Genomic DNA, 24,032 nt, shown 5'->3' on the forward strand with positions numbered 1-24,032 from the left:
GGCCGGTAAAATGTTGGGACGACCTCTGAGCGCCGGCCTGATGGCGTTATCGTTGTTGGCCTGCAGTGGCGCAAATGATGGCGAGTCCATCAGTATTCGCCAGGTCGCAGTCACAGATAGCGATGGCACAGAACTGACTTCGGTGGCACCGAATCAGACCTTCCTCGTCAGTTGGAACGTGGCTGCCGTCAGGCCCGAACAACGCTACTCGATCTGGATCCGAGCCGTCAGCGCGGCCGATCCCGGAGGAAGGGAAATAGCCTTCCAGAAGTGCGCAGAGCCGGGCACCCGGGGCTCTTTTGCTTGCGATAACCTGGGCCAGATCAGTTGCTTGCTGGATACGGGCAGACAAGTGACCTGCCAGATAGCTGGAGAGGAGCGCCTCACCACCCTGGCTGCAAACAACTTTCAGTTGATGTTCGAAGCCTGCATGTTCGATCGGTCGGGTAACCTGCTTTGCCAGAACAGAGACCTGGGGGCTTCGATCAATCTATCCACCGGGGATAGCTCTCCTCCACCGCCCCCCGAACCGCCTGCGGAGCCCGACGAACCCGTCGATGAGCCACCTGTCGACGATGATCCGCCCCCCGACGATGACGATCCACCGAATAATGGTGGAGGTAATCCCGGGGGAGGCCCAGGTGGAGGAGGTCCGCCAGGGAGGGATGACGACGATGACGAAGTGGAGGAGCCTCCAGTAGAGGAGGAACCCCCGGTCGTGGAAGAGCCTCCAGCTGAGGAGGAACCTCCGGTCGTGGAAGAGCCTCCAGTCGAGGAGGAACCCCCGGTCGTGGAAGAGCCTCCAGCTGAGGAGGAACCCCCGGTCGAAGAGGAGCCGGTCGTGGATGAAACCGGCACTGTGGAGGCCGAGCTGCCTGAGGAACTCCAGCCGCCCGGGGTCCCGGTGCTGTAGTCTTCGGGTTCCAGGTAGGCCCAAGAGGTGCGTTGCCGAGTTAATGAAAGATTGGGAGCAGCCTGAATTTCAGCAACGTGCGTAGCCATCTTTTGCCACAATTTATGCAGAAAGGGATCGAGATAGGTTCTTTATCAATCGTCTATGGTGACTGGGTGATTTCTTACTTAGGAGCTGGATATGGGCACCACAGAAACGATTGAGAAATGGCTGGATAAATGCGATTTGGCTCGACAGGCTCAGGATCGGTATGACCAGGATCCAAGTCCAACCAATTACTCGGAACTGAAGAAAGCGCTCTATGAGAGGGGGATTATGGAGGAGCGAGTGGACCCCAGAGCAACCCATTCGCATAGGGTTGGAGGCTGAGCGGAAGCTCACTGGGTACCAGAAACAACAAAGCCCGCTAAAAGGCGGGCTAAGTCATTGAATCTGATGGTGCCCGGAGGCGGAATCGAACCACCGACACGGGGATTTTCAATCCCAAGCATCCAAAATCTGACAAAAAAAGCTAAAAAAATATCGCATATAAAACAGCAAAATACGCGATTTATGTTTCGCGCTTATCCGTGCTCTGCGGCCAAATTTTGTGATTTAGTGCCCCATGAGTGTCCCATGGCGCATTATTTCGATTAACGAAATTCTGGCTGACGGCACTTCCATGCCGCACCCAACCCAACTGCAAAAATCGGGATAAACTGCCAATTGATTTCGGTAAATCGGGGGGCGGCACATGGGTGGTCCTAACAGCGGAAAGTCCTGGTCTGCATCTGCTAAAGGCGAGATTGAGGATTATCGCTCGGTGGATGTGCGCAGTTTAAATCGGGCAGGGGCGTTTATCCATCGGCGAAGGGGTACGGTCAGCTGGAGGGTCGGTGAGCGATCGTTGGGCTACGCCCACTACGTTGCGGATGATGAATCCGTCACGCTGAAATACGTTTACCGGGTGCCTGGGGCGGAACCCCAGTCATTGGAACAGGATATTCCGGTTACGTGGACACCCTGCCACCTCGGCGGGCAACGCCCCTGGTTCATTTGCCCGGGATGTCGGCGGAGAGTGGCGTTGCTGTACGAAGCCAAAACCTTCCGGTGCCGAAAGTGCCTCAATCTGTCCTACCGCTCGCAGAAAGAAACCGATTCCGAACGAGCAATCAGGCGTGCAGAAAAAGTGCGTGAGCGGCTGGGGTGGCGCGCTGGCATTTTGTGCCCCAACGGTGGTAAGCCGAAAGGTATGCATCATAGGACGTTCTTCACCCTCACGTCGTTGCAGCATCATCTTCAGCAGCAGGCGATGGGTGGTCTTCTCGCTGCGATCGACAGACTGAATTAATCATGTAGCCCTGTCCGACCATTTGCCGCCGGGGCCTGGAGAATTGGCCCGCTGATCAAAGGCTGATAAAGTCAGCAAGACATTAATTAACAACCATAAAAGATCACGGGCGTTAGGGAGCAAGGTGTGCAGGGATCAGGGCAAACCCCAACGAACTTCGGCTTTCTTGAAGAGCACGATCCGCTCTTCGTTGAACTGGCGGTTGCCGCAGAACGGGCTTTTTCCAGCGATCCCAATACCACGCTCATCAAGCTCCGCCAGCTTGGTGAAGCGCTTGCCCAGCACCTTGCTGCGTTGTCTGGGATCGAGTTCGACGAGCAGACGAGCCAGTCAGATCTACTCTTTCGCCTGAACCGCGAGCTTCGCCTGGAACCCCAGGTAAGAGAACTGTTCCATACCCTGCGCATCGAGGGCAATAAGGCCACACACCAGTTTCGTACCCGCCACAAAGAGGCGATGGATGGACTGAAGTTGGCTCGTGAGCTGGCCATCTGGTTCCACCGGTCGATTGGTGACGCCGGCGCAAACTTCCGGCCAGGCCCTTTTGTCCCGCCAGCAGATCCCAGTGCCGAATTGCGGCAACTTCACGCTGATATTGAAAAGCTTCGTCATGAGCTTCAGCAGGCCAACATGGAGCTGGACAGCAGCCAGCAGTTGGGTGAACTGATCCAGAAGGAAAAAGCCGAGTATGAGGCGCTTGCGCTGGCCATGGATGAAGAGTCCCGTGCTTTGGCTGAACAGGCCCGGGGGCATGAGCAGGTCCTGGAACAGCAGCGGCAGGAGTATGAACAAAGAATTAAGGCGCTGCAGGATCAGCTGAATCAGCAAGGTGAGCCGGCGATAAAAGAACAGCGCCAGCAAGTAATGAAGAAGGCGCTTGCTGCCACTGATAAGCTGGTTCTGAATGAAGAACTCACCCGAATACTCATCGACCAGCAGCTGAATGAGGCGGGCTGGCAAGCCGATAGCCAGGAGATCACCTACCAGAAGGGCGCACGCCCGGAAAAAGGGGTGAACCGGGCCATTGCAGAGTGGCCGACCAAGCACAACGGTGAAGGCGGCCGCGCGGACTATGTGTTGTTTGCCGGCTTAACCCCCATCGCAGTGGTCGAAGCCAAAAAAGAAAACACCAACGTTGCCGGGAAAATCGGACAGGCCGAGCGCTACAGCAAAGGTTTCAAAATAGATGCGCCGCTGGTGGGCGCCTGGGAGATCACTGGTCGAACGGTTGCGTGGCCGTCAGAGGAGGAAGGTCATTACCTGGTGCCCTTCGTTTACTCGTGCAACGGTCGTCCCTACGTGCCGCAGTTGGCGGAACAGTCGGGCACCTGGTTCCGTGATGTGCGCGAACCCAGTAATACCAGCCGGGCATTGCATGAGTTCCACACGCCGGAAGGCTTGCTGGATCAACTTGCCCGCGACAAGCGCAAGGCCGACGAAGAGTTGAAGGCTGAACCTTTCGGTTACCTGAAGCTGCGGGATTACCAGCAAATGGCGATATCCGCGACTGAAAATGTCTTGTCGCAGGGTGCTCGTTCAGCCCTGTTGGCTATGGCAACGGGCACGGGCAAAACCCGCACCGTTATCGGTCTGATGTATCGGTTCCTCAAAAAAGAGCGGTTCCGTCGAATCCTGTTTCTAGTGGATCGTACTGCTTTGGGCCAGCAGGCCATCGATACGTTTAATGAAGCACGGCTCGAGCAGAGCCAGACGTTGAGCACGGCCTACAACGTCGCTGAAATGGGAGATATGGCCGCCGAGGCGGAAACGCGGGTGCAGGTGGCCACCGTACAGGCCATGGTCAAGCGCATCTTTATGAGCGACGAGCCGCCACCCATCGACCAGTTTGATTGCATCATCATTGACGAAGCCCACCGGGGATACACCCTTGATCAGGAGATGACCGAAGGCGAGTTGGCCACGCGGGACACCAGCCAGTACATCTCCAGTTATCGCCGGGTCCTGGACTACTTCGATGCGGTGAAAATCGGCCTCACGGCAACCCCAGCTAAACATACCACCGAAATCTTCGGTAAGCCGGTGTACACCTACTCCTACCGGGAAGCGGTGGCGGACGACTGGTTGATCGACCACGAACCACCTATCCGTTACGAAACCCTGCTCACCCAGAACGGGATCACCTTTGAGAAGGGTAAGCCGGTCGAAGTGATCAACACCCAAACCGGCGAGGTGGATACCACAGAGCTGGAAGACGAACTGAAGTTCGAGGTGGATGCTTTCAACCGCAGGGTGATCAGCGAAAACTTCAACCGCGTGATATGTGAACAACTGGTCCATGAGCTGGATCCCTTCGGCGACGAGAAAACCATGATTTTCTGCGCCACTGACCTTCACGCGGACATGGTAAAGCGCCTGCTGGATGAAGCGTTCAAAGATCTCTACAACGGGGACTACAACCAGGCCGCTGTCGCCAAGATCACCGGCCAAAGTGACAAAGTAAGTCAGTTGATCCGGCGTTATAAAAACGAGCGTTACCCCAACATCGCGATAACCGTGGACCTGCTCACCACCGGTATTGACGTGCCCAAGATATGTAATCTGGTGTTCATGCGCCGGGTTCGGTCACGAATCCTGTACGAGCAGATGATTGGCCGCGCCACCCGCCGTTGCGACGAGATCGGTAAGACCGTGTTCCGTATTTACGATCCCGTGGACATCTACGCTGCCCTGCAAGACGTGAATACCATGAAGCCGCTGGTGAAAGACCCAGGCATCACCCTGGAGCAGCTGGTAGAGGAAATCACCGACGAGCACAAGCTGGAAAAGGCGCTCAACACCCCCGGTGAGCAAGAAGGCGAAACCCAGGCGGATGCGGTGCTCAGCCAGCTTGGTCAAAAGCTGATGCGGGTGCTGCGCAAAGCGGAGAAAAAAGCTGAATCGAAGCCAGCCCTGAAACAAAAGCTGGATGAACTTCATCAGGCCTGGGGGCACGAGCCCAAGTCCCTTCACACCCACCTTCACAAGCTGGGGCCGCGTAAAGCTGCGGAGTTTATTCGTCAGCACGGTGGGCTTGTGGACCAGCTGTCGGAAGTGAAGTCACTGGCGGGTAGTGAATACATGCCAGTGATCTCCGAGCATGAGGACGAAATCCGGGACAGAACTCAAACCTACGGCGAGTACGAGCGCCCTGAAGACTACCTGGACAGCTTCAATCAGTTCATCAAAGAGCAGATCAACCAATCCGCCGCGCTGGCGGTTGTGGTCAATAAACCCCGCGACCTTACCCGGGAGCAGCTGCGTGAAGTGAAGTTGCTGCTGGACAACAACGGCTTCTCGGAAGCCAAGCTGCAAAGTGCGGTGCGTAATCAAACCAATCAGGAAATCGCCGCCAGCATCATCGGCCATATCCGCCGGGCGGCGCTGGGGGAGCCCCTGAAGCCGTTTGAGCAGCGTGTTGCGGAAGCCATGGATCGCATCTATTCGCAGCACAACTGGACTCCCGCCCAACGTAACTGGCTTAACCGTCTGGCGAAGCAGCTCACCCACGAAGTGATCATCGATCGTGAAACGGTGAACCAGCTGCCCGCTTTCCAGGGTGGCGCCAAGCGGCTTGATAAAGTTCTTGGGGACCAGCTCGATACGGTGCTGGAGGAGCTGGGCGAGGCCATGTGGCCAACGCAGGTGGCTTCGTAGAGCAGATGCTGCCTGTAATAACGCTGATTGCAACAACCCCCAGGGTCGACTTGCTGGAGCAATTCGCGCTGCCTTCGATTCGTCGTCAGTCATGCCAGCCTTCCATGGTATTGATCGTTTCGGATAACCGCAGGCTTGAGGCATCTGAAAGGCAGTCTATTCGGTCCCACTTGCCAGGCATCGACATTGTCTTTTTGGAGAACGCGCACAGCCCCGGAGCTGCTGGCTCCTGGAATACCGGCCTACAAAAAATCTCGCAGTTGTTTCCAGCCTGTTATGTGGCGATTATCGACGACGATGACCGCTGGACGGCAAACCATTTGGCCACGTGTCTGAAATGTTCTGACCATGGTGCAGCGGATGTTGTCGTCTCAGGAATTCATGTCGTCATCGATGGCCAGATCAAATACACGAACGTGCCTTCCCGTCTGATCGCCCAAGACTTTTTGCGGGGAAACCCTGGCTGGCAGGGGTCTAACACCTTTATCAAAGCCGAAACCTTACGATCGGTTGGCGGGTTTACTGATGGCCTAACAAGCTGCAACGATCGCGACCTTGCCATTCGCGTCCTTGATGGCCCGGCAGTCACGGTCAATTTCACAGGGACAGCAACGGTGTTCTGGCAGTGCAACGGGAACCCCTCGGCACTGTCGGCACCCCGATCAGCCCAGAAGCTAAAGGGGTGTGCGCAGTTTCTTCAGTTGCACGAAAAGCGGATGTCGCCTGCTGATAGGGAGGCGTTTTTCGACCGCGTCGAGACGCTTTTTCAGTGGTCCAGAAACGACATTGAAGCAGAAAAGTACAGGCTTGCCGTTGACTAATAGTTTTCATCCCACAGCCCCCCCAAGCTATTCAACAGTGCTTTCAGACCGAATGCTTCGGTTGTTGAAGCGCTGCTCAGAACAATACCGGGTTGCCCCCATCCTGATAGCCATCGCCCATAAAAATCAGGCGGGGGAGTTGCGCAGAGCCTTATCAAGCGCGCTCAATCAGAGCCTCGTCAAACGGGGAATGGCGCAAGTTGTCGTTTTGGACGATCAGTCCGATGCACGGTGGCAAGTCCATGTACGTGACCTGCTCACTGATCCGGCCGTCACGGAGCTGTCTGCGGAATGCGGTTCGCCCGCAAGAGCGCGAAACCAATTGCTCGATTGGGCCGACAGGCAGCCCTCCATTGAGTGGGTGGCCCGTCTTGATGCAGACGACGAGTTTGTGGATAACCACAGCCTTGAAGCCCTTCTTGAGGCACCGAGAGTCCCAGAGGCAGTCGCCGTTGTCGGGAGCAACGCGCTGCGACAGGGTGAGGAAATCCTGCCTTGGGTGAATCGAGCCAATGCAGAAGAATTATTCGATCTCGATCATCTGACGGCCTATGTGAAGCGTTTTTCCTCGGGCGAGCAGGAACGCGAGTTGCCGTCTTGCAACCTTGTTCTGAAAAACCGGCTGGGGTTGCGTTACCCCAATACCCGCAGCGCCGAAGATCACTGGCTGCTGTGTAATCTGATCATCAAATATCCCGGGAAAGTGTGTGCGGTTTCTGATTCGCTCTACTGCATATATAAACTCGGGGGAACGGATACCTCGGCGAACCGGTCGACCGGGGTCTGGCATGATCAACGCCAGCGCCTTGCCTACTTTCTGGAAAGGTTGAATCGCCTGAAGAAAGGGCCGTTCCATATCGTGGGCTATGGTATGGAGGGCATTGTTTGGTGGCAGGGCGAACAACTCGTGAAGGAGTTCTACCCCTGGGCAATGCCGGATGAAGATGTGGAACGTCTGGATCAGCTTCTCGCCAACGCTCCATGTTCAATTCCAGAAGTCACCTGGATCAAGGCCAATGGCGTGTGGCAGTACCGGACTCCCAGGCTGGAGAGCCGACCGGTGGGTACGCACATGCCCAAAGAAACGCTTTCAAGTTTCTTGCAGGGTCTTTACCGGTCCCGAATCTGTGCCCTCAATATCAAAAGGGACAACCTGCGCCTCGATAACGAAGGCAATCTCCTCTACATCGATATTGGAAAAGACATTTGTGGGCTGTCGACCAGCCTCTTCCTCGATATGGCCGCCAGGCTCTACTCCATTGGGGTGCTGGGCAATGACGACGAGGAGCTGGTTCGCAGGCTGTCCTGGAGAACCCAGGACGAATCACTGGGGCAATTGCCAGGCTTCAGCGACTTTTATCGGGAGCTTATGGAGGACCTGCACTCCAGGCCCATGGTGGGACAGTACCCGCCGCTGCCAGCGAAAAGATACGATCAGGTTACGCTGTTAATCAAAGCCTGTGCGCAAGATGCCCAGGGCTTCTTCGAGCAGGTTTCCCACATTGTCCATCAACTGGCATACCCTGCTAGCTTCGCACAAATACTTGTTTTGATTGATGATCACCCGGGTCCTTTCCTACGGCAGTATGCGGAGCCGGACCTGCCATCATTAATCGAGCAAACGGAACAGCTCAAAAAGGCAGGCATAGTCGATGGATACCTCATACCTCCCGCTGACACCACGACCATTCAGGAAGTCTATGACCAGTGGTTCAACAGTCGTGAGGTGGTGCAGACCCACACGACTAAGAATGCCCCTCTCTATCCTCAGATATGGGCTTTCTCCGTGCTCGATACCCCTTATGTTTTGCAGTGTGACTGCGATGCTCTTGTGGGTCGGAAAAGCTGGAACCACGATTTCCTCGCCGACATGCTCGACGCTATCCGCCCGAAAAACGTTGTTGGCGTGGGGTTCAACATTCCAAAGTGGACAGATCTTTTTTTGGAGTATTTCGGCGAGCCGGGTCAGTTCGCTCCGGAAGTCCGCTTCGGTCTGCTAGATCTTCAGGGTGTCAAGGAGCACCTGCCCATTAACAACCCGGTTGAGAATGGCCGTTTCAAATTGACTTGGCATCGCGCCATCCAACAGTACCAGCGATCCAATGAGTGCTGCACCTGCGTTCGTGGTGGCGATCCCGCCTCGTTCTACGTTCACCCCCAGAATACTGATAAGCCCGCCCTTCGCTCTGGCGTCATCCGGGACCTGATTGCTCAAGGGATCTTACCGGCTCATCAGGAAGAGCAATTCGATTTGGTTGTCGAACCGGAATGGCAATACCCGGAGCGGGGAGAGCCGGTCATATTCCTGCTCAAGGGCCGTTGTACGCCTGCCCAAAAATTGCATCGTTGCCTGGATTCTCTGGCTCGACAAACCGACCAGTCCTTCGGGGTCATTCTTATTGACGACGCCAGTGGGTTTCAGAAAACGTGGTACTACCCGATGATGCTCAGCGACTTTGAAGGTCGCTATACCCTGGTGCGACACGCACAGCGAAAGGGCCGGATGCCAAACTTCCTGCTGGCAATCCACGAGATCTGTGCGAGAGCGGACTCGCTAATCGTTGTTCTGGATCAGGATGATTTTCTGATGCGGGACGACGTGGTGGCTCAACTGCTCGTTGCGAGGAGTCGGGGTAGCGATCTTATCCAGATGCCTATGTATCGGCCTGACAAGCCTTTGAAGCTATACCAACCCGATTACCGTCAGCCTCGTAAGCAGGGGGCAGGTAACACCTGGGCCCATTTGAGGGGTTTCAGAAAGTCCCTGTTCCAAAAGGTGCCGGAGCGGTACTTCAAAAGGCCGGGAGGTGACTGGTTTGACTGTGCGACCGATTACGCCACCATGCTCCCAATGTCGGAGTTGGCTGAGAACCCAGCCTTCCTGGATACTGGCTACGCATACTGGCATGAGCGGGCACCCTACAGTGCCAGCCACAAAGCCCATCAAGCCGAATTGATTCCGGAAATACTGGCTAATCCGATTGCCAAAGAACTTGCTGAACCCACGCCAGTCGACGAAGAATGCGGGACATAGACAGGGACGCGCATCCGTCATAAAGCCACCAGTTCGGGGTTGTCGTTTGCGACCTAGACAGGAAGAAGAGGGGCTCCGCTTCCCGAATCCGCTCTGGGCAGGCGTGCTTCAACCACTGCTCAGTTGGAACTCTGTCCAGTTCTGAAACCACACGTCTACCAGCTTCGCGATCAAGGCTGGTCAGCGACGCCAGCAAGGGATAAGGATTTATGGATGCATCCCCAGAGGAGTCAGGAGCGTGCAACCAGAAACCGGGCCAGTCGAGGGGGTGTGCGATGGGCAAAGCGACTCTGCGCTCACCCAGCCAGTTATGATAGGTGCAAGCCAGTGGAATCCGCGCGCCAAGATTTTTCGGTCGAGCAATGGAGGGCAGTAGGTTCATACGGCTTAACTCCACGGGGAGGCGGAGCTGAACGAACGCCACGAGTGTGACCAGCCCTGTGGAGGGCCAAGCAACCAGGTCAGGGCTTAGTTGCCGTGCAGTGTCCTCCAGCAACTCAGAAAACCCTTCCGCGGGCTGCGTGCCGCTCACCACAAATCTTTTACTGGCCCCCACGGTTCTGCCGTTGCAGATGTTCAGGTCCCAGGCCGGGTTTATTGATTGTTGGTTAAAGCGGACGACTTTGTCGCCAGCCCGCGGCGCGGCGCTTCCATCACCGTTACCGATCAGATACCAGCTGCTCAACTTTTCCCATTCCTTGCTGGAGAACGATCATGCCTCCCGTCTTTCGGATAAAGAAAACCGGCCTCGCGTTTGCCCCTTTTAAAATGCAAAATGATTGGCCCCTCTGTATGTCCGAAATAACAATTGCCGGCATCATAAAGCCAGCTTTCGAATGGCAGGGCAAGACTAATTTCAAGGTTTACGCATGACCAATAACGACATCGTTCAAAAACTCTGGAACCTCTGTGATGTCCTTCGGGACGACGGCATCAACTACTCGGATTACGTCACCGAGCTGGTGCTGTTGCTGTTCATCAAGATGGTTCATGAAAGCACCGAGGCCGGCACGCTCAAGAAGCATCCGCTGCCGGAAGGTTGCCGCTGGGCAGACTTGAAGGATAAGGATGGCATCAACCTGCTGAACGACTACAAGCGCATCCTCCTGACCCTGTCCACGGGCAAGGACGGTGAAGGCAACGTGATCCACGAAGATCCTTTGATTAGTGCCATCTACGCGGACGCACAGACCCGCCTGCGGGAGCCCAGCCACCTTCGGCAAATGGTCGTGGCTCTGGATCAGATCGATTGGTTCAGTGTGCAGCAGGACGGTCTGGGGGATCTGTACGAAGGCCTGCTTGAAAAGAACGCCAACGAAACCAAATCCGGGGCCGGTCAGTATTTCACGCCCCGGGCGTTGATCAACTCTATGGTGCGTTGCCTGAAGCCCCAGCCTGGTGAAGTGATTCAGGACCCAGCAGCGGGTACGGCAGGCTTCCTGATTGCGGCCGACCAGTACATCAAGGAGCAGACGGACGATCTGTTCGACCTTAATGCTCAGCAGCAGGCATTTCAGCGTAACAAGGCCTTTGTGGGCATTGAGCTGGTGCCCGGAACCCGCCGCTTGGCCCTCATGAACTGCCTGCTGCACGGCATGGAAGGCGATGAGGAAGGCGTGGTGCATCTGGGCAACGCGCTGGGTCAGGCTGGTGCGAGCCTGGCCAAAGCGGATGTAATCCTAGCCAATCCGCCGTTCGGCACCAGCAAGGGCGGTGACGCCAGCATCACCCGGGATGACCTCACCTACAGAACCAGCAACAAGCAGTTGGCGTTCCTGCAACACATCTACCGCAACCTGAAGCCCGGAGGCCGGGCGGCCGTGGTACTGCCGGATAACGTACTGTTTGAAGCCGGGGTTGGCACTGATGTGCGTCGGGACCTGATGAACAAATGCAACCTGCACACCATCCTGCGCCTGCCCACCGGCATCTTCTACGCCCAGGGCGTGAAAACCAACGTGCTGTTTTTCACCAAGGGCAGCGCTGCGGACAAGCACCAGGAAGAGAACTGCACCGAGAACGTCTGGGTGTACGACCTGCGCACCAACATGCCCAGCTTCGGCAAACGCACACCCTTCGGTGACGCTCACCTGAAGCCGTTTGAAGCTGTTTATGGCGATGATCCCAACGGCCTGAGCGAACGCGAAGAAGGCGAGTACAGTTTCCACGCCGAAGACATCGAGTTGCCGGAAGAATCCGACGAGAACGAGGGTGTAGACCCACGCCTCGCCCACAGCCGTTGGCGTTGTTTCAGCCGTCAGTGGATTGCCGAACACAAGGGCGACTCGCTGGACATCTCCTGGCTGAAAGACAGTGACAGTGTGGATGCGGCCAACTTGCCGGAGCCAAGTGTGCTGGCGGGTGAGGCCATGGGTGAGCTGGTTCAGGCGCTGGGTGAGCTGGACGCATTGATGCGGGAGTTGGGGGCTGAAGAGGAAGCTGATGGGACGCGAGTGCTTTTGCAGGAAGTGATGGGTGAGGTTAAGTAATGGCTTTTAACTCAACGCCCCAACATGTTGTTGAACAAAATATCAACGGCCTTCTTGAAATCCACAGTACATGGCAGAGGCTCCCTCTGTCTCTTATTTCCGATGTAAAGAATGGCTTTGCTTTCAAGTCGGCTGATTTCAACGTTCAAGGCGAAGGTGAAAGGCTAATCCGTATTCGAGATGTTCTGCCCGGTGATACTAAAACATACTACTCGGGGGCTATCCCCAACGGTTACTGGGTCAATCCCGACGATATTGTTGTGGGTATGGATGGTGATTTTAATTTAGCATGGTGGCAATCAAAGCCGGCCCTGCTGAATCAGCGTGTCTGCCGTTTGGATGTTATCTCGCGAAACTACGAGAAACGTTTTTTCTATCGAGTCCTGCCGGGGTATTTAGAAGCAGTCAATTTGAATACATCTTCAACCACGGTCAAGCACCTTTCGTCGAAGACCTTGAATGAGCTTCTTATACCGTTGCCCCCCCTCGCCGAACAAGAAGTCATCGCTGACAAACTCGACACCCTGCTGGCCCAGGTGGAAAACACCAAAACCCGCCTCGAACGCATTCCCCAGATCCTGAAGCGCTTCCGCCAGTCCGTGCTGGCTGCGGCGGTGAGTGGGCGGTTGACGGAGGAGTGGCGGTCGAATTCTGATTCGTATGGTCATGAAAGTGCGGAAGACTGGAAGTGGCCACCGGTTCCAGTAACTTGGGAAGTGAAACGTTACCCTGAGTTGGTTGAGAGTCGGTTGGGCAAGATGCTCGATAAAGCCAAAAATTCCGGTATTCCCACCAAGTACCTTGGCAATATCAATGTAAGATGGTTTGACTTCAATCTAACTGACGTTCAGGAAATCTTGGTATCGGAAACGGAGCGAAGTGAGCTTGCGATTCGGCCCGGCGATGTCCTGATTTGTGAAGGAGGAGAGCCGGGTAGATGTGCAATCTGGGATTCTCGCCTTGAAGGGCAGATGGTTTTTCAGAAGGCGCTTCATCGCGCCCGGGTTTCAAAGGCCCTTATACCAGAATGGCTTGCCCTGAATCTGAAGCATGACGCTGACAGTTTGGTCCTTGACCAGCTCTTTACAGGAACAACTATTAAGCATCTCACTGGTAAGGCGCTAAAGACGTATCCGCTGCGGGTTCCACCAGTAGAAGAACAAACTGAAATCGTCCGCCGTGTAGACCAACTCTTCGCCCATGCCGACCGCATCGAACAGCAGGTCAATAGCGCCCTGGCTCGCGTCAACAACCTTACCCAGTCCATCCTAGCTAAAGCCTTCCGGGGCGAGCTGACCGAGCAGTGGCGCAAGGACAACCCGGATCTGATCAGCGGCGAGAACAGCGCAGAGGCGTTGCTGGAACGCGTCAAGGCCGAGCGGGCGAAGGTGGTAAAGCCGAAGCGGACACGAAAGGCCAAGGCTTCGGCATGAGGTTCCGGGTCGTGACACAGCAGTCTGACGTCATGAAGGCGGGGCTGGGTGTGTATCGTCGACCGGCAACGCTACAGGCCCAGGAGAGCCTATGACGGCTCCCGTGTCCATGGGTTTGCAGTCAGAGATCTTCTCGGCCAGCGCTCCTTTAGGCCGCGTAGAACGTCTTCCTCGGCCGTGCAGGGGCTTAGCAAAGTTGCGAACTCCTTGCCGTCCATCATGACGGTCCACGGGGTCAGTTGCGGTTCCTGTTCCCGCTGCAGTTCTTCCAGCAGGTCGGGCTTGTGCTGAACAATCCAGTCCGCCAGGTCAGGAGTAATGACTTCCGCAGGTCCAACGGCGATCTTGCTGCCCATGATCAGCTCGGCAGTCAAGCCCTGCTTGGTCAGGTAGTTGAGTGCGCCCATCAGAACACCACCTTATCTGCCTGTGAACCTGCGATCGGTTCGTCAGCCGAAGAAGATTGCGATGGTGATGTCGCCAAAGTCTTGATGTCGTCTTCGTGACGGAGCCGCCGGACGACTTCAAGACTTGGACGACTTGGATCCGATAACTTTTTTTGGCCTATTCGCCACTGCACGTTGGATCCGATTTTTCCCAAGCATTTACACTCAATTCCCAGTTGCCGAAGCGCTGGGGCTGTGCGTCTCAGGCTGTCACCCAGACCCTTCGGGGTTCGGGGCCAGGCGTCGCTTTGCCTCGGGCGAAAATCTTCGAGAATGGTGAACCACTGTTTGGCCGGGAGGTCCTGAACCCGTCCTGGGTTCAGCTCAATCCAAGCAAGAATCGCCAGCGCCACGGGGCTTCCATCAAGGGTTCTTTCCAGTGCATCTTCACGGGCCGCGTTGAACTGCTCCATGAACATCTCCTCTGGCAATTCCATGGCTTTGGCGACTGCCATTCCCAGGTAGGCGAAGTCGAGCAGGCGGGGGCGTTGGTCGGGGGGTAAAAAGCTATCGGGCAGGTACTGCAGGGCCATCGCTGCGATATCCAACAGTCCGCCAAGGATCTGGGCGCGGTTCCGCTCAAAGTTGGCGTGTAGCTCATCATGAAGACAGGCGTTGGTGATCAGTGGGAGTTCAATGCTCAATGCTCGTGATAAGGCGTCCTGTTGTGTGACCGTGGCCGCAATCCCGTTCAGGATGATCGGGCGCTTGATTTTCAGCACGACCTCATCGCTGTCGCTGTATAACTTGCGCTTGCTGTAACCTGCGCCAGTGGAAATCTGGCACATGGCATCCTGGAGCGTGTCCGGCAGGTAACTCACGTTCTCCAGGCTGATCACGTGGTTCGTTGCGCTGGACACGAACAGGTCGTCGGTATTTCTGGGCAGGGCGCGCAAATCACTGGCGTTAGGGTCGATGATTCTTCGCAGGGATGTCTGGGTGGTTGATTTGGCGGAGCCCTGTTCCCCGATCAGCTCCAGGATCGGGAACGGGGTGCTGGAACGCAGGCACTCGATCAGCCAGGAGATCACCAAAAGATGCTTGTCGGGTGGGATGTTGGCGATTTTCCAAAGCGTGGAAATATCGCCACTAGGGGTAGGGCGTGGCAGTGGCTCCGTGCTGTCCGAGCGGCAAAACATAACCGGGGCTTCTTCGATGGACCATTCGCCAGCTTGCAGGCAGACGGCCATGTTCTGGCCTGGTTCCGCGAGGTCAATCCAGTGCTTGTCCTGCTCGCTCGCTACCCGGGTGTAGACGGGCCGATGCTCCTGCATCGCGATGCCTTCAAGGGTCATTCGTGCTTCACGCAGCGCCTGATCCCGGATGGGCTTTCCGAACTCGGCGTAGAACGCCGCTGTCAGCCAGTTGCAGAATGCCTTGCCACCCAGGGCCCTGACTTCTCCTGTGGCTTCTTGCCGGACATACGCCGTTTTGTTGTCATCGTGGAACAGTTCAGAGTTGTCCCGGACAAAGGCGACGATCTTGTCGGTCTGGGGCTGCTTGTCATCTTCCTGGGCAGGGGCTGAAGAAGGTGGTTCTTCAGGCGGAAGCAGCCCTTCCTGGTATTCAGCAAGTACTGCTTCAGATCCGTCTGCTTGGTAGACGTCGCTCCAGTCCTTTGCGCTTTGTGGGCAGGTCCACGAGCATCCGCTCTTAATGCCCGCGCTCTTGCCAGCCGTGTCGTTATCGACGGCGACAACCAGCTTCAGATTCGGGTTCTTTTCCCTGATGGCTCGCACGTTTCCGGGGATGTTGGCTTCGCCGACACCACAGGCGACGGGGAGTGTGGTGGCTTCGTGCAAGCGGTATCCATCGGCCACGCCGGCACACACAATCAGGCGCCCGGTTAGTGAACCGAGTTCACTAATGCTGAAGCCGATTGGCGTGAACGTGCCCGCGACTTTCCCGCCCCTGGTGACCAGCTTGTCGTTGGGTTTTGCGTCCGGGCGCTGCCGGACCTTCTCGGCCAGGATGCGTTCCTGTCCGCAGGAATCGCCGTTGGTGTCGAACAACGGTCGGAACAGGGCGCTTCCACGCCACTGTGCGCATACCCGGTTGTCATCATCATAGATGGGCAGATCGATGTTTTCGGCCCAGCAGCCAAGTTCCCGCATAGCCTGTGGATCAATTTGCTTGCGGACAAGGTAGGGATGGCTATCGAGGCTCTGATCCTGTGGGGAAGTGTCCGAGGTGTTCATACTTCGCCCCTCCCGCCGATCTGCGCCGCGTAACCCTGCTTGATGCCCTCCATGAACTCCGCACGGTCGAAGAGCAGCTTTCGGCCGAAGCGGTAAACCCCGGGTAGGTCGTGCCCCTTGGTGAACAGCAGGTGCCGCACACCGCCGATGGTGAGTGCCGGTTCGGCCTCGCACAACTGCGTGAGGTTCATGAGAGTTGCGTTGTGATGGGAACGGATTTCGCTAGATTGATGATCTGCTTGCTGGACGTTGAGTTCTTTCATGTTTACTGCCTCTCTGTAATTGCCTGTTGTCAGGCGTCGATAGCAGTACACCAGCGAAATGAAGGGGCTTGGCCGAAGTCAGGTATGACTTAACCGAATTCGGTTAGGTTGTAGGTGGTTGTGGGATGGCACGGGGCTTGTGGTTGTGTGACTACCTATTCCTACTTCAACGGTTAGGCATGGTTCGGAAGGGTTTTCTGGGCGTGACGCACAGCAACGCGGAAATTCAGGCAATGCTGGTTGAAAGGGCAAAGAGCCCGGGCAGGCCAATTGGAGCTCTTTCGATACGGCTACGCCGAGTGGGGCGCAGTAGATAACGTTGCCACAATCTGGTCGTCAAGCAGACCACCAGATCATGGCAAAACGCAGTATTGCTGGAACGCTGTCGTCTCAATAGTCCCCACTCTGATGGCCAATTAAGGTCAGAGAATAGGCCAAGCAGGTTAACTGTCCAGCGTTCACTTTAGGCTTTCCGATGTTTCCTCGCGGCTTCTAAATGGGAGCGGACGGTATCGGGATGGATGTCTAAGCCGGCTTGTTGCATATCGGCGGCAAGGGAACCTGCGTTTCCGCCTGTCACCGGGTTTCGCTTTGCTTCGGGCTCGGGGCCATAGGCTTTCTGTACCGCGACATCGACCATTTTTTCTAATGACACTATTTTCTTTTTCAGTCCGGATACGACTTGGGGGGTAGGGTGCTTTTCGATCGACTGTCGCGCCATATTCTGCTCGACAACTCGGTCCAACTCCGTTTCCCGGATACCCAGAAGGGCATCCTCTGGAAGCGAGCTTGCCGGGCAGTAACTCCGTGGATTGTCGCCCGGATAGCGTGTGCCTTCAGGTCTATGACAAAGCTCCATCCACTGTCTGGAATCTGGATTCGATATCCACAAGGAAGATGATTCGGGTGCGCCCTTGCCTGGCTTCCCGTTGATGCGGAGAAGTTCGTTTTTCAGGAGGTTTCGGCCTGCACCCGTCAAGGATAGATCCCAGATACCCTCGATCTGTTGTAGGTCCCTTTTGTTCGATTCCAAAACTGAGTTGAGCTCAGGGACAAGGTGGCCGTCAAAGTCTGCTGCGGCAAGCGTCGCGTCGAATTCGGGCTTTTCCCAGCCAGGCAAGTTGATCAGGTCAATCTGAGATGGTCCTTGGTCGGTGATCTGCTGTCTGATGGATGCAGCTGTGGCTGGACTGAGATTGCGGTCGGTTAGCAAGCAAAGAGGGCCTCCGTCAGTTTTACACAGTGGGGCCAGCCATATTTTTGCATTACCGCGTGACACGAGGCGGGCAGGTCGAGCGTGGGCGTTATAGACCACGTGCACTGATATCGGGAGTAGCTCCCGCAATATCCATTCAATAATCCTTGCCGGTGAGCAGGCTGTTTTCATCTTTTCGGAGGCGCGGTCGGAGGCTTCTTCAATCGTCAGGAGTCGGTACTGCATTAATTGCACCTTTATTGGCTTGAGGTCCCGAAGATGGCATCGGCCATTCGTTCAACAACCGATGCTTTGTGATCTTGGGTCAGGTGGCTGTAGCGTTGCACCATCGCCAAGGTTTTGTGGCCGAGTAGGTCGGCTATTTCTCGAAGACCTGCGCCGTTCATGGCCAGGTAGCTGGCGGCTGTATGGCGGAGGTCGTGGAATCTGAAGTCGTTAAGTTGGGCGCGCTGAAGGGCTGTCTGCCACGAGCGTTGGAAGTCCAGAGGCTTGTCTTGCGTTTTCTCGGTACGGCCGGGAAATACGAGTGAGGTATCGTCGATGGGGCGGATCTTTGCCCAGTCTTGCAGGGCCGTGAATGCTGGGCCCGCAAGAGGGACCGTTCGCGAATCTCCGTTCTTGGTATCCACAAACGTAATGCGGCGGCGTTTTAGGTCTACGTCCCGCCAGCGCAAGCCAACGATTTCACCTTTTCGCCCGCCCGTGGTGATGGCGAGAAGAACAATGATGAGTAGTTCCGGGGTATCCTTCGCCTGTGTGCAGGCTTCCAGCAAACGTGTGCGCTCGTTGTCTGACAGGAACTGGGTTCGGCCTTTGGCTTCCCGGCCTCGACGGATCTTCCTGCATGGGTTGTCTTGAATCCAGCCCCATTCTTCGGAAGCTGCTTCGAGCACGGGACTGAGGGATGCCAGGTAACGGTTCACGGTCGCCTCGGACCTTGGCTTGCGTGATTTTCCTGCAAGGTAGGGTGTTGATTTCAGGTCGTCCCGCCATTCCGTTAGCAGTGGTGCCGTAACATTCAGAAGAGCGGTATCACCACCTTTTTCTTTCCACCATTGCAGATGGGTGTGGCGATGAGCTTGGTCCTTGAGGCCTGGCAATATGTCACGGATGTAGCGGTCAATGGCTTCGCCCAGGGTCTTGCCTTTTCCAGCGGAGGATTGGAAATGCCGCCCTTCGCGGATGGCTGCTTCAGTTTGAACGGCCCAACGTTTGGCGTCGGTAAGCCTGGCGAAGGTGGCCGACACGGGGGAACGTCCGTGCAGGCGGATTTTTACGCGGTGGGTGATCTTGCCGTCTTTGCTGATGCGCTTTTCAAAGGCTGCCATGTGAGTGGCCTCGTGTAGCCGTCATGTGCTGGGGGGAGCCGCGGTTTAACGTCCATGTTCGACTGGCTCGCTTGCGTTGTTACAAACTGTTACGTCCTAGCGTACTTCGCAGTCTTTCGTGAAGGCAAGAGGGGACGTTGATGCGACGTGCTCGGTGACGTTTGTCGGGGATGACCGGCGGATCAGGCGGTGTCGAGGCAGCTTTGGCCTACAGGCTCATTGGCCAACGAATATGGGTCGTTTGATGGGGAGTTTTGTGAATTGGTGTCCCATGAGTGTCCCATGGGGTGATCCAGAAACAACAAAGCCCGCTAAAAAGCGGGCTAAGTCATTGAATTCGTTGGTGCCCGGAGGCGGAATCGAACCACCGACACGGGGATTTTCAATCCCCTGCTCTACCAACTGAGCTATCCGGGCATGTTGCGCTACTGCTGTGCAACGGGGCGCTATTAAACCGGTTTCGATGTTTTGAGTCAAGGCTGCGCCGGAAAATTTTCCGAATCTTTTCAGGGTTGATCAGGCTTTGATCAGCCGGGCTTTACTGCTCTGGTGGAACGTAGCCTTCGGCTTGGTCGAAAGGCTCGTTGTCGAAGAAATGTTCCATTTGCGCCTGCAGGTACTTCCTGGTATTCGGGTCCATCAGGCTCAGGTGTTTTTCGTTGATCAGCATGGTCTGCTGTGCCTGCCATTCCTCCCAGGCCTGCTTCGAGATGGTGTCGAAGAGTTCCTGGCCCTTCTTGCCGGGCATGGGGGGGAAATCCAGACCGTCGAGCTCTTTCTGGTATTTGCGGCAGAAAACAGTGCGGCTCATGTTGGCTCCTGTTGGCGAATTGAATCCCGCGGCATGATAACAGATCGGGCGCGGCGGTTGCGCTGATCGGCCTCAGAGCAGGGCAGTCTGCTCGGGTGCGGTCAGTAGCGTACGAATGGGGGCCGGCAGGCCCAGAGTCAGGGCTTCATCCCGATGCAGCCAGCGAAGTCGGTCGTCATCGGCCACGCCTTGATCTCCCGACACGGTCAGTCTGGCGGGCTGGATGTGCAGATGGTAGTGGCTGAAGGTGTGGCGAAAGCCGCTGATCAGGTCAGGGTCGCTGCATTGCACCCCCAGTCGGCGTTCACAGGCTTCCTGCAGCTCATCCGCCCCTATGGCCGGGTCGAGCTCGGGCAGACTCCACAGGCCTCCCCAGATTCCGCTGGGCGGCCGGCGTTCCAGCAGGATCCGGCCTGCGTCGTCCTCAAGAATCAGCATCCAGGTTGTCTTTTCGGGCTTGGCTTTCTTGGGCTTGGAGCCGGGATACAATGTGGCCTCGCCCCTGAGGTATGCGGCGCAGCCCTGCTGAAGAGGGCAAGCGTCGCAGTTGGGACGGGTGCGGGTGCACACCATGGCCCCCAGATCCATGATCGCCTGGGTGTAGTCCCGTACCCGTGCGTCAGGCGTGTGTTCTTCGGCGTACTGCCAGAGCTGTTTCAGAACAGCGGTCTGCCCCGGCCAGCCCGGCACCGCGTGATAGCGCGCCAGCACGCGCTTGACGTTACCGTCCAGAATCGCGGCGCGTTTGCCAAAGGCTTGCGCCACGATAGCGGCGGCGGTGGAGCGACCAACGCCAGTCAGTGTTTCCAGTTCCTCCTGGCTGTCCGGGAATTCGCCGCCGAACTCTTCCACGACAGTTTTGGCGGCTTTCTGCAGGTTGCGCGCCCGGGCGTAGTAGCCAAGGCCAGACCAGTGGCTGAGAACGTCATCCACCGGCGCATCGGCCAGGGCGCGAACGTCGGGAAATCGTTCCATGAAAGCGTTGAAGTAGGGGATCACCGTGGTTACCTGGGTCTGCTGAAGCATAATTTCAGACACCCAGACCCGGTAGGCATTCTGGTTCGTGTGCCACGGCAGGTCGTGCCTGCCGTGCTGGTCGTACCACTCAAGCAGATTGTCGGCGAAACGGTCTGCCATTACTTGAACAGACCTTTGAGTTTGTCGCCAAGTTCTTCCTCAAGCTTTTCCTGAATCTTCTTTTCTGCTTTATCGGTAGCGCGGTCTACTTCTTCCCTGGCCTTGGCCTTGGCTGCGTTGGAGGCGATGGTTTTCAGGGTGTCACGGAAGCGCGAACCATCGAACGAGCACAAGCCAGCGGGATCCTCGGAGAAATTACCCCGGCACTCTACAGGAATCACCACGTTCTCAACGTACTCGGTTACCCGGCAGGCTTCATCGCGGTGGATCTCGCCCACAATCCGCAGGCCCGCCTCGTAGTCGAGCGTGGTCTGCTTCAGGTCGATGGTGCCGTCGCCCTCGAGCTTCATGCCGGCGAGCGCAGCCACAAGGTCGGTGTTCTTCAGGATGTTGCCGTTGATGTCCAGGGTGCCGCGCATATCGTTGAAGGGTGTTGTTGTACCCCAGTCAGTCGTGCTCAGGTCTTCCTGGTTGGCGATCGCAATGCCCTGGCAGGCCATGCGGGTCAGGTTCATATTGCGGAACTGGCCTTCGGCCAGGTTGAAGCTGATCTGCCCATCCGCCTTCTCGCGCAATACCGAGACGCGGTTGCCTGTCGTGGTCACATTGACCTTCAGGTTGGCGCCGCCAGAGAGCATGTCCACCTCGGCCAGGTCAGTGAGCAGCGGCAGGGTCTGGACGTTTTTGACGTCGGAGCCGATCTTCCATTTCGGATTATCGCTGCGGGCGTCCAGGGAGACGTTGGCACCGAAGCTGCCCTCGTAGAGTTTGCCGCTGAACTCGTCGACCTTGATGAGACCATCTTTGGCCGTTGTGCTGGCTTTGATCTCATTGATGGTCAGGTTACTGACAATGAGCTCGGCCAGACCGAAATCGATATCCAGCAGCAGGGTGCGCAGGGTTTCAAGCGGCAGCAGGTCGCTTTCCGGAGCGCTCTGTGCTGCCTTGGCTGATGCTGTTTGGTCCTCTGACTCAGCGTCGCTTTCGCCCGCTTTGGCATCGTCTTCGGATTTCGGGGGCAGATAGCGGTCCGCATTCAACTTGTCGCCCTGGAGGTTGAACACGATGGCGCTGTTGGTGAGGTTGTAGCTGCCAGTCCCGGCGAACGTGGTGTCGTCGAGTATGAGCGTCAGGTCCGACAAGGCGACTTTGCCGGGCTCGCCACCCACCTTGGTGGAAAAGGCCAGGGCGTTGAGTACGTCCGGATCGCTGGTGGGTACGGCAGGTTGCCCCAACTGGTTAAGCAGATCCTTCAGAGAGAACTCCTCGACATTGATCGAACCGCTGAGGGCAGGCTTGTCACCAAAGCCTTTGACGTCCAGATCCGTGGTCATCGAGAGGTTAGCGAAACTGGCGGTGAACTCGCTCAGGGTTGCGGTTTCGTTCTCAAGGTTGGCCTGGGCGGAGCCGGTCAGTTCCGCGGTAACCGATTTGCCACCAAAGGGTTCGCCGTTCATGTCGAACACCGCTTTCAGGCCGGAGACGGCAAAGTCATTAAGCGCCTCATTAGCGGCGAGCCGGGCACTGATGCTGCCATCGACCTCAAATTGGGGTTTGGCGGTCTCGACCCGGAAGCTGATGTCCAACGGAAATTCGGAGCCCAGGGTAATCTGGCTGGCGTTCACGTTGAAGTTTTCAAGTGTGACGGACTGGCCGGTGCTTTTGTCGGTGTAATGCACCTGGGCATTGGAAATCTCGACGTTATCAACATTGAAGTTCAGTGGCTCTCCGCCGGTTTCTTCTCCGGCTGGCTCTGGCTGCTGCTCCAGCTCGGCTTGAGCGGTCTGCGACTCGCCTTCTGCATCGCTTTCAGCAGGTTCCGGCATGATCCGGGTCCAGTTGCCTTGGCCTTGTTCATTCACCTCGAGATTCGCTTCCAGTCCGCTCAGGACAAATGTATCGACCTGGGGTGACATGGAAATCAGGGACCAGAAATCGAGCTGAGCCACCATCTGCTCCAGGGCCACAAACCGGTTGCCCTCCAGGTTGGCCTGAACATTGTTCAGTTCGAGGCCGAGGGGAATAAACGACCATCCGATATCGCCTTCCAGGACGAGGTCGAGGTTGGTCTGTTTTTCGACAGCCTGCTCAATCTGGGGTTTGTAATCGTTGGGGTTGATCACTGCCATCGCAACGGCGACTGCCACCACGGCCAGCAGTATCAGTGCAATAACCGCGATCAGCAGATAACGAACAGCTTTCATGGGTGAGGCATCCTTTTCCGGAGAGCTTGTTGGGATTCGAAGTGAATCCTGACGCTAATTAGCCCAAGGATAACGCAGGGTTAATAAATTAACAGCGGGGGAGTATGACAATGCTGTAGTGTTGAGCCAAAATACACATCCTTATTATTCCGACTACATTGATGCAAATAAACATAAGAAGGAGTTGGCTGTGGCTATTACCGTATCGATTGAGCTGAACCGGGACCTCGAAATTCCGGGTGGCTACGATGAAGTCTTTGATTTATTGGCCGATGTGCCAAGCTCTGCCAGTCATTTCCCGAAGGTCCACAAGCTGACCGACCTGGGAGACAATGCCTACCGCTGGGAGATGGAGAAGGTCGGCGTGGACAAGCACGCCATCCAGTCCATCTATGCCTGCAAATACCACGCAGACAAGGAAGCCGGTCGCATCACCTGGGAGCCGGTGAAAGGTGAGGGTAATGGTGTGGTGCGAGGTTCCTGGACCATCAAGGCCAAGGGCGACAACGTGACCGCCGTGAAATTCCAGACCAGCGCCGAGCTTACGGTGCCGCTGCCCAGTCTGCTGAAGCTGGCAATCAGTCCGGTCATCAAGCACGAGTTCAACAGCCTCGTGGATACCTACATGAGTAACCTGAAAAAGGCGGTCTGACCCGTTTCAGGCTATCGAGTCAGTTGAACCGGTTGTGGGACTCCGGCGGGCATAAAAGGTATAATCCGCCAATCGAAAGTTTGCGGTCACGTGCCGCCCAATT

At 56.4% G+C, this 24,032-nt stretch carries 16 protein-coding genes and 1 tRNA gene; 8 read left to right on the forward strand and 9 right to left on the reverse strand.

Annotated features, from left to right (window positions below; all coding sequences use genetic code 11):
- Positions 1-10 precede the first annotated feature (10 nt).
- The 7 genes from QQF73_RS03390 to QQF73_RS03420 all read left to right on the forward strand — a co-directional run bounded on the left by QQF73_RS03390 (position 11) and on the right by QQF73_RS03420 (position 13,674).
- A complete protein-coding gene (locus QQF73_RS03390; RefSeq protein WP_219866828.1) occupies positions 11-913 on the forward strand; it encodes a hypothetical protein in 903 nt (300 codons plus the stop codon).
- A gap of 1,063 nt (positions 914-1,976) precedes the next feature.
- Entirely contained in the window at positions 1,977-2,243 is a 267-nt protein-coding gene (locus tag QQF73_RS03395; protein WP_285367213.1) for a hypothetical protein, read from the forward strand.
- Between the two features lie 126 nt (positions 2,244-2,369).
- A complete protein-coding gene (hsdR, locus tag QQF73_RS03400) occupies positions 2,370-5,897 on the forward strand; it encodes a type I restriction-modification system endonuclease (RefSeq protein WP_285367214.1) in 3,528 nt (1,175 codons plus the stop codon).
- Positions 5,873-6,718: a glycosyltransferase gene (locus QQF73_RS03405; RefSeq protein WP_285367215.1), complete on the forward strand. Its 846-nt coding sequence runs from the start codon at positions 5,873-5,875 to the stop codon at positions 6,716-6,718. The genes hsdR and QQF73_RS03405 overlap by 25 nt, the downstream gene beginning before the upstream one ends.
- A gap of 52 nt (positions 6,719-6,770) precedes the next feature.
- Positions 6,771-9,752, forward strand: coding sequence for a glycosyltransferase family A protein (locus QQF73_RS03410; RefSeq protein WP_285368278.1), 2,982 nt, complete (start codon positions 6,771-6,773; stop codon positions 9,750-9,752).
- An 869-nt stretch (positions 9,753-10,621) separates the two neighbouring features.
- Positions 10,622-12,241, forward strand: coding sequence for a class I SAM-dependent DNA methyltransferase (locus QQF73_RS03415; protein WP_285367216.1), 1,620 nt, complete (start codon positions 10,622-10,624; stop codon positions 12,239-12,241).
- A complete protein-coding gene (locus QQF73_RS03420) occupies positions 12,241-13,674 on the forward strand; it encodes a restriction endonuclease subunit S (protein ID WP_285367217.1) in 1,434 nt (477 codons plus the stop codon). The genes QQF73_RS03415 and QQF73_RS03420 overlap by 1 nt, the downstream gene beginning before the upstream one ends.
- A gap of 89 nt (positions 13,675-13,763) precedes the next feature.
- On the opposite strand, the gene QQF73_RS03425 is transcribed toward QQF73_RS03420, so the two are convergent.
- The 9 genes from QQF73_RS03425 to QQF73_RS03465 form a co-directional block, all read right to left on the reverse strand.
- Positions 13,764-14,081 (reverse strand): hypothetical protein, encoded by a 318-nt coding sequence (locus QQF73_RS03425; protein ID WP_285367218.1) that lies wholly within the window; start codon positions 14,079-14,081, stop codon positions 13,764-13,766.
- Entirely contained in the window at positions 14,081-16,318 is a 2,238-nt protein-coding gene (locus QQF73_RS03430; protein WP_285367219.1) for a primase/helicase family protein, read from the reverse strand. Before QQF73_RS03430 ends, QQF73_RS03425 begins: the two co-directional genes overlap by 1 nt.
- Positions 16,315-16,581: a hypothetical protein gene (locus QQF73_RS03435; protein WP_285367221.1), complete on the reverse strand. Its 267-nt coding sequence runs from the start codon at positions 16,579-16,581 to the stop codon at positions 16,315-16,317. The genes QQF73_RS03430 and QQF73_RS03435 overlap by 4 nt, the downstream gene beginning before the upstream one ends.
- 463 nt (positions 16,582-17,044) lie before the next feature.
- Positions 17,045-18,022 (reverse strand): hypothetical protein, encoded by a 978-nt coding sequence (locus QQF73_RS03440; RefSeq protein ID WP_285367223.1) that lies wholly within the window; start codon positions 18,020-18,022, stop codon positions 17,045-17,047.
- Between the two features lie 11 nt (positions 18,023-18,033).
- A complete protein-coding gene (locus QQF73_RS03445) occupies positions 18,034-19,125 on the reverse strand; it encodes a tyrosine-type recombinase/integrase (protein WP_285367226.1) in 1,092 nt (363 codons plus the stop codon).
- A 341-nt stretch (positions 19,126-19,466) separates the two neighbouring features.
- Positions 19,467-19,542, reverse strand: a tRNA-Phe gene (locus tag QQF73_RS03450).
- Between the two features lie 121 nt (positions 19,543-19,663).
- The gene (locus tag QQF73_RS03455; protein WP_219866827.1) at positions 19,664-19,936 is read right to left on the reverse strand and encodes an oxidative damage protection protein; all 273 of its coding nucleotides are present in this window, start codon (positions 19,934-19,936) and stop codon (positions 19,664-19,666) included.
- A gap of 72 nt (positions 19,937-20,008) precedes the next feature.
- Positions 20,009-21,073 (reverse strand): A/G-specific adenine glycosylase, encoded by a 1,065-nt coding sequence (mutY, locus tag QQF73_RS03460; RefSeq protein ID WP_285367229.1) that lies wholly within the window; start codon positions 21,071-21,073, stop codon positions 20,009-20,011.
- Entirely contained in the window at positions 21,073-23,277 is a 2,205-nt protein-coding gene (locus QQF73_RS03465; protein ID WP_219866825.1) for an AsmA family protein, read from the reverse strand. Before QQF73_RS03465 ends, mutY begins: the two co-directional genes overlap by 1 nt.
- 190 nt (positions 23,278-23,467) lie before the next feature.
- On the opposite strand from QQF73_RS03465, the gene QQF73_RS03470 reads away from it, so the two are divergent.
- Positions 23,468-23,929 carry an SRPBCC family protein gene (locus QQF73_RS03470; protein ID WP_285367231.1) on the forward strand — a complete coding sequence of 154 codons (462 nt, stop codon included), beginning with the start codon at positions 23,468-23,470 and terminating at the stop codon, positions 23,927-23,929.
- The last annotated feature ends 103 nt before the right edge of the window (positions 23,930-24,032 follow it).

Source organism: Marinobacter albus (genome assembly GCF_030238305.1).
GTDB lineage: Bacteria > Pseudomonadota > Gammaproteobacteria > Pseudomonadales > Oleiphilaceae > Marinobacter > Marinobacter albus.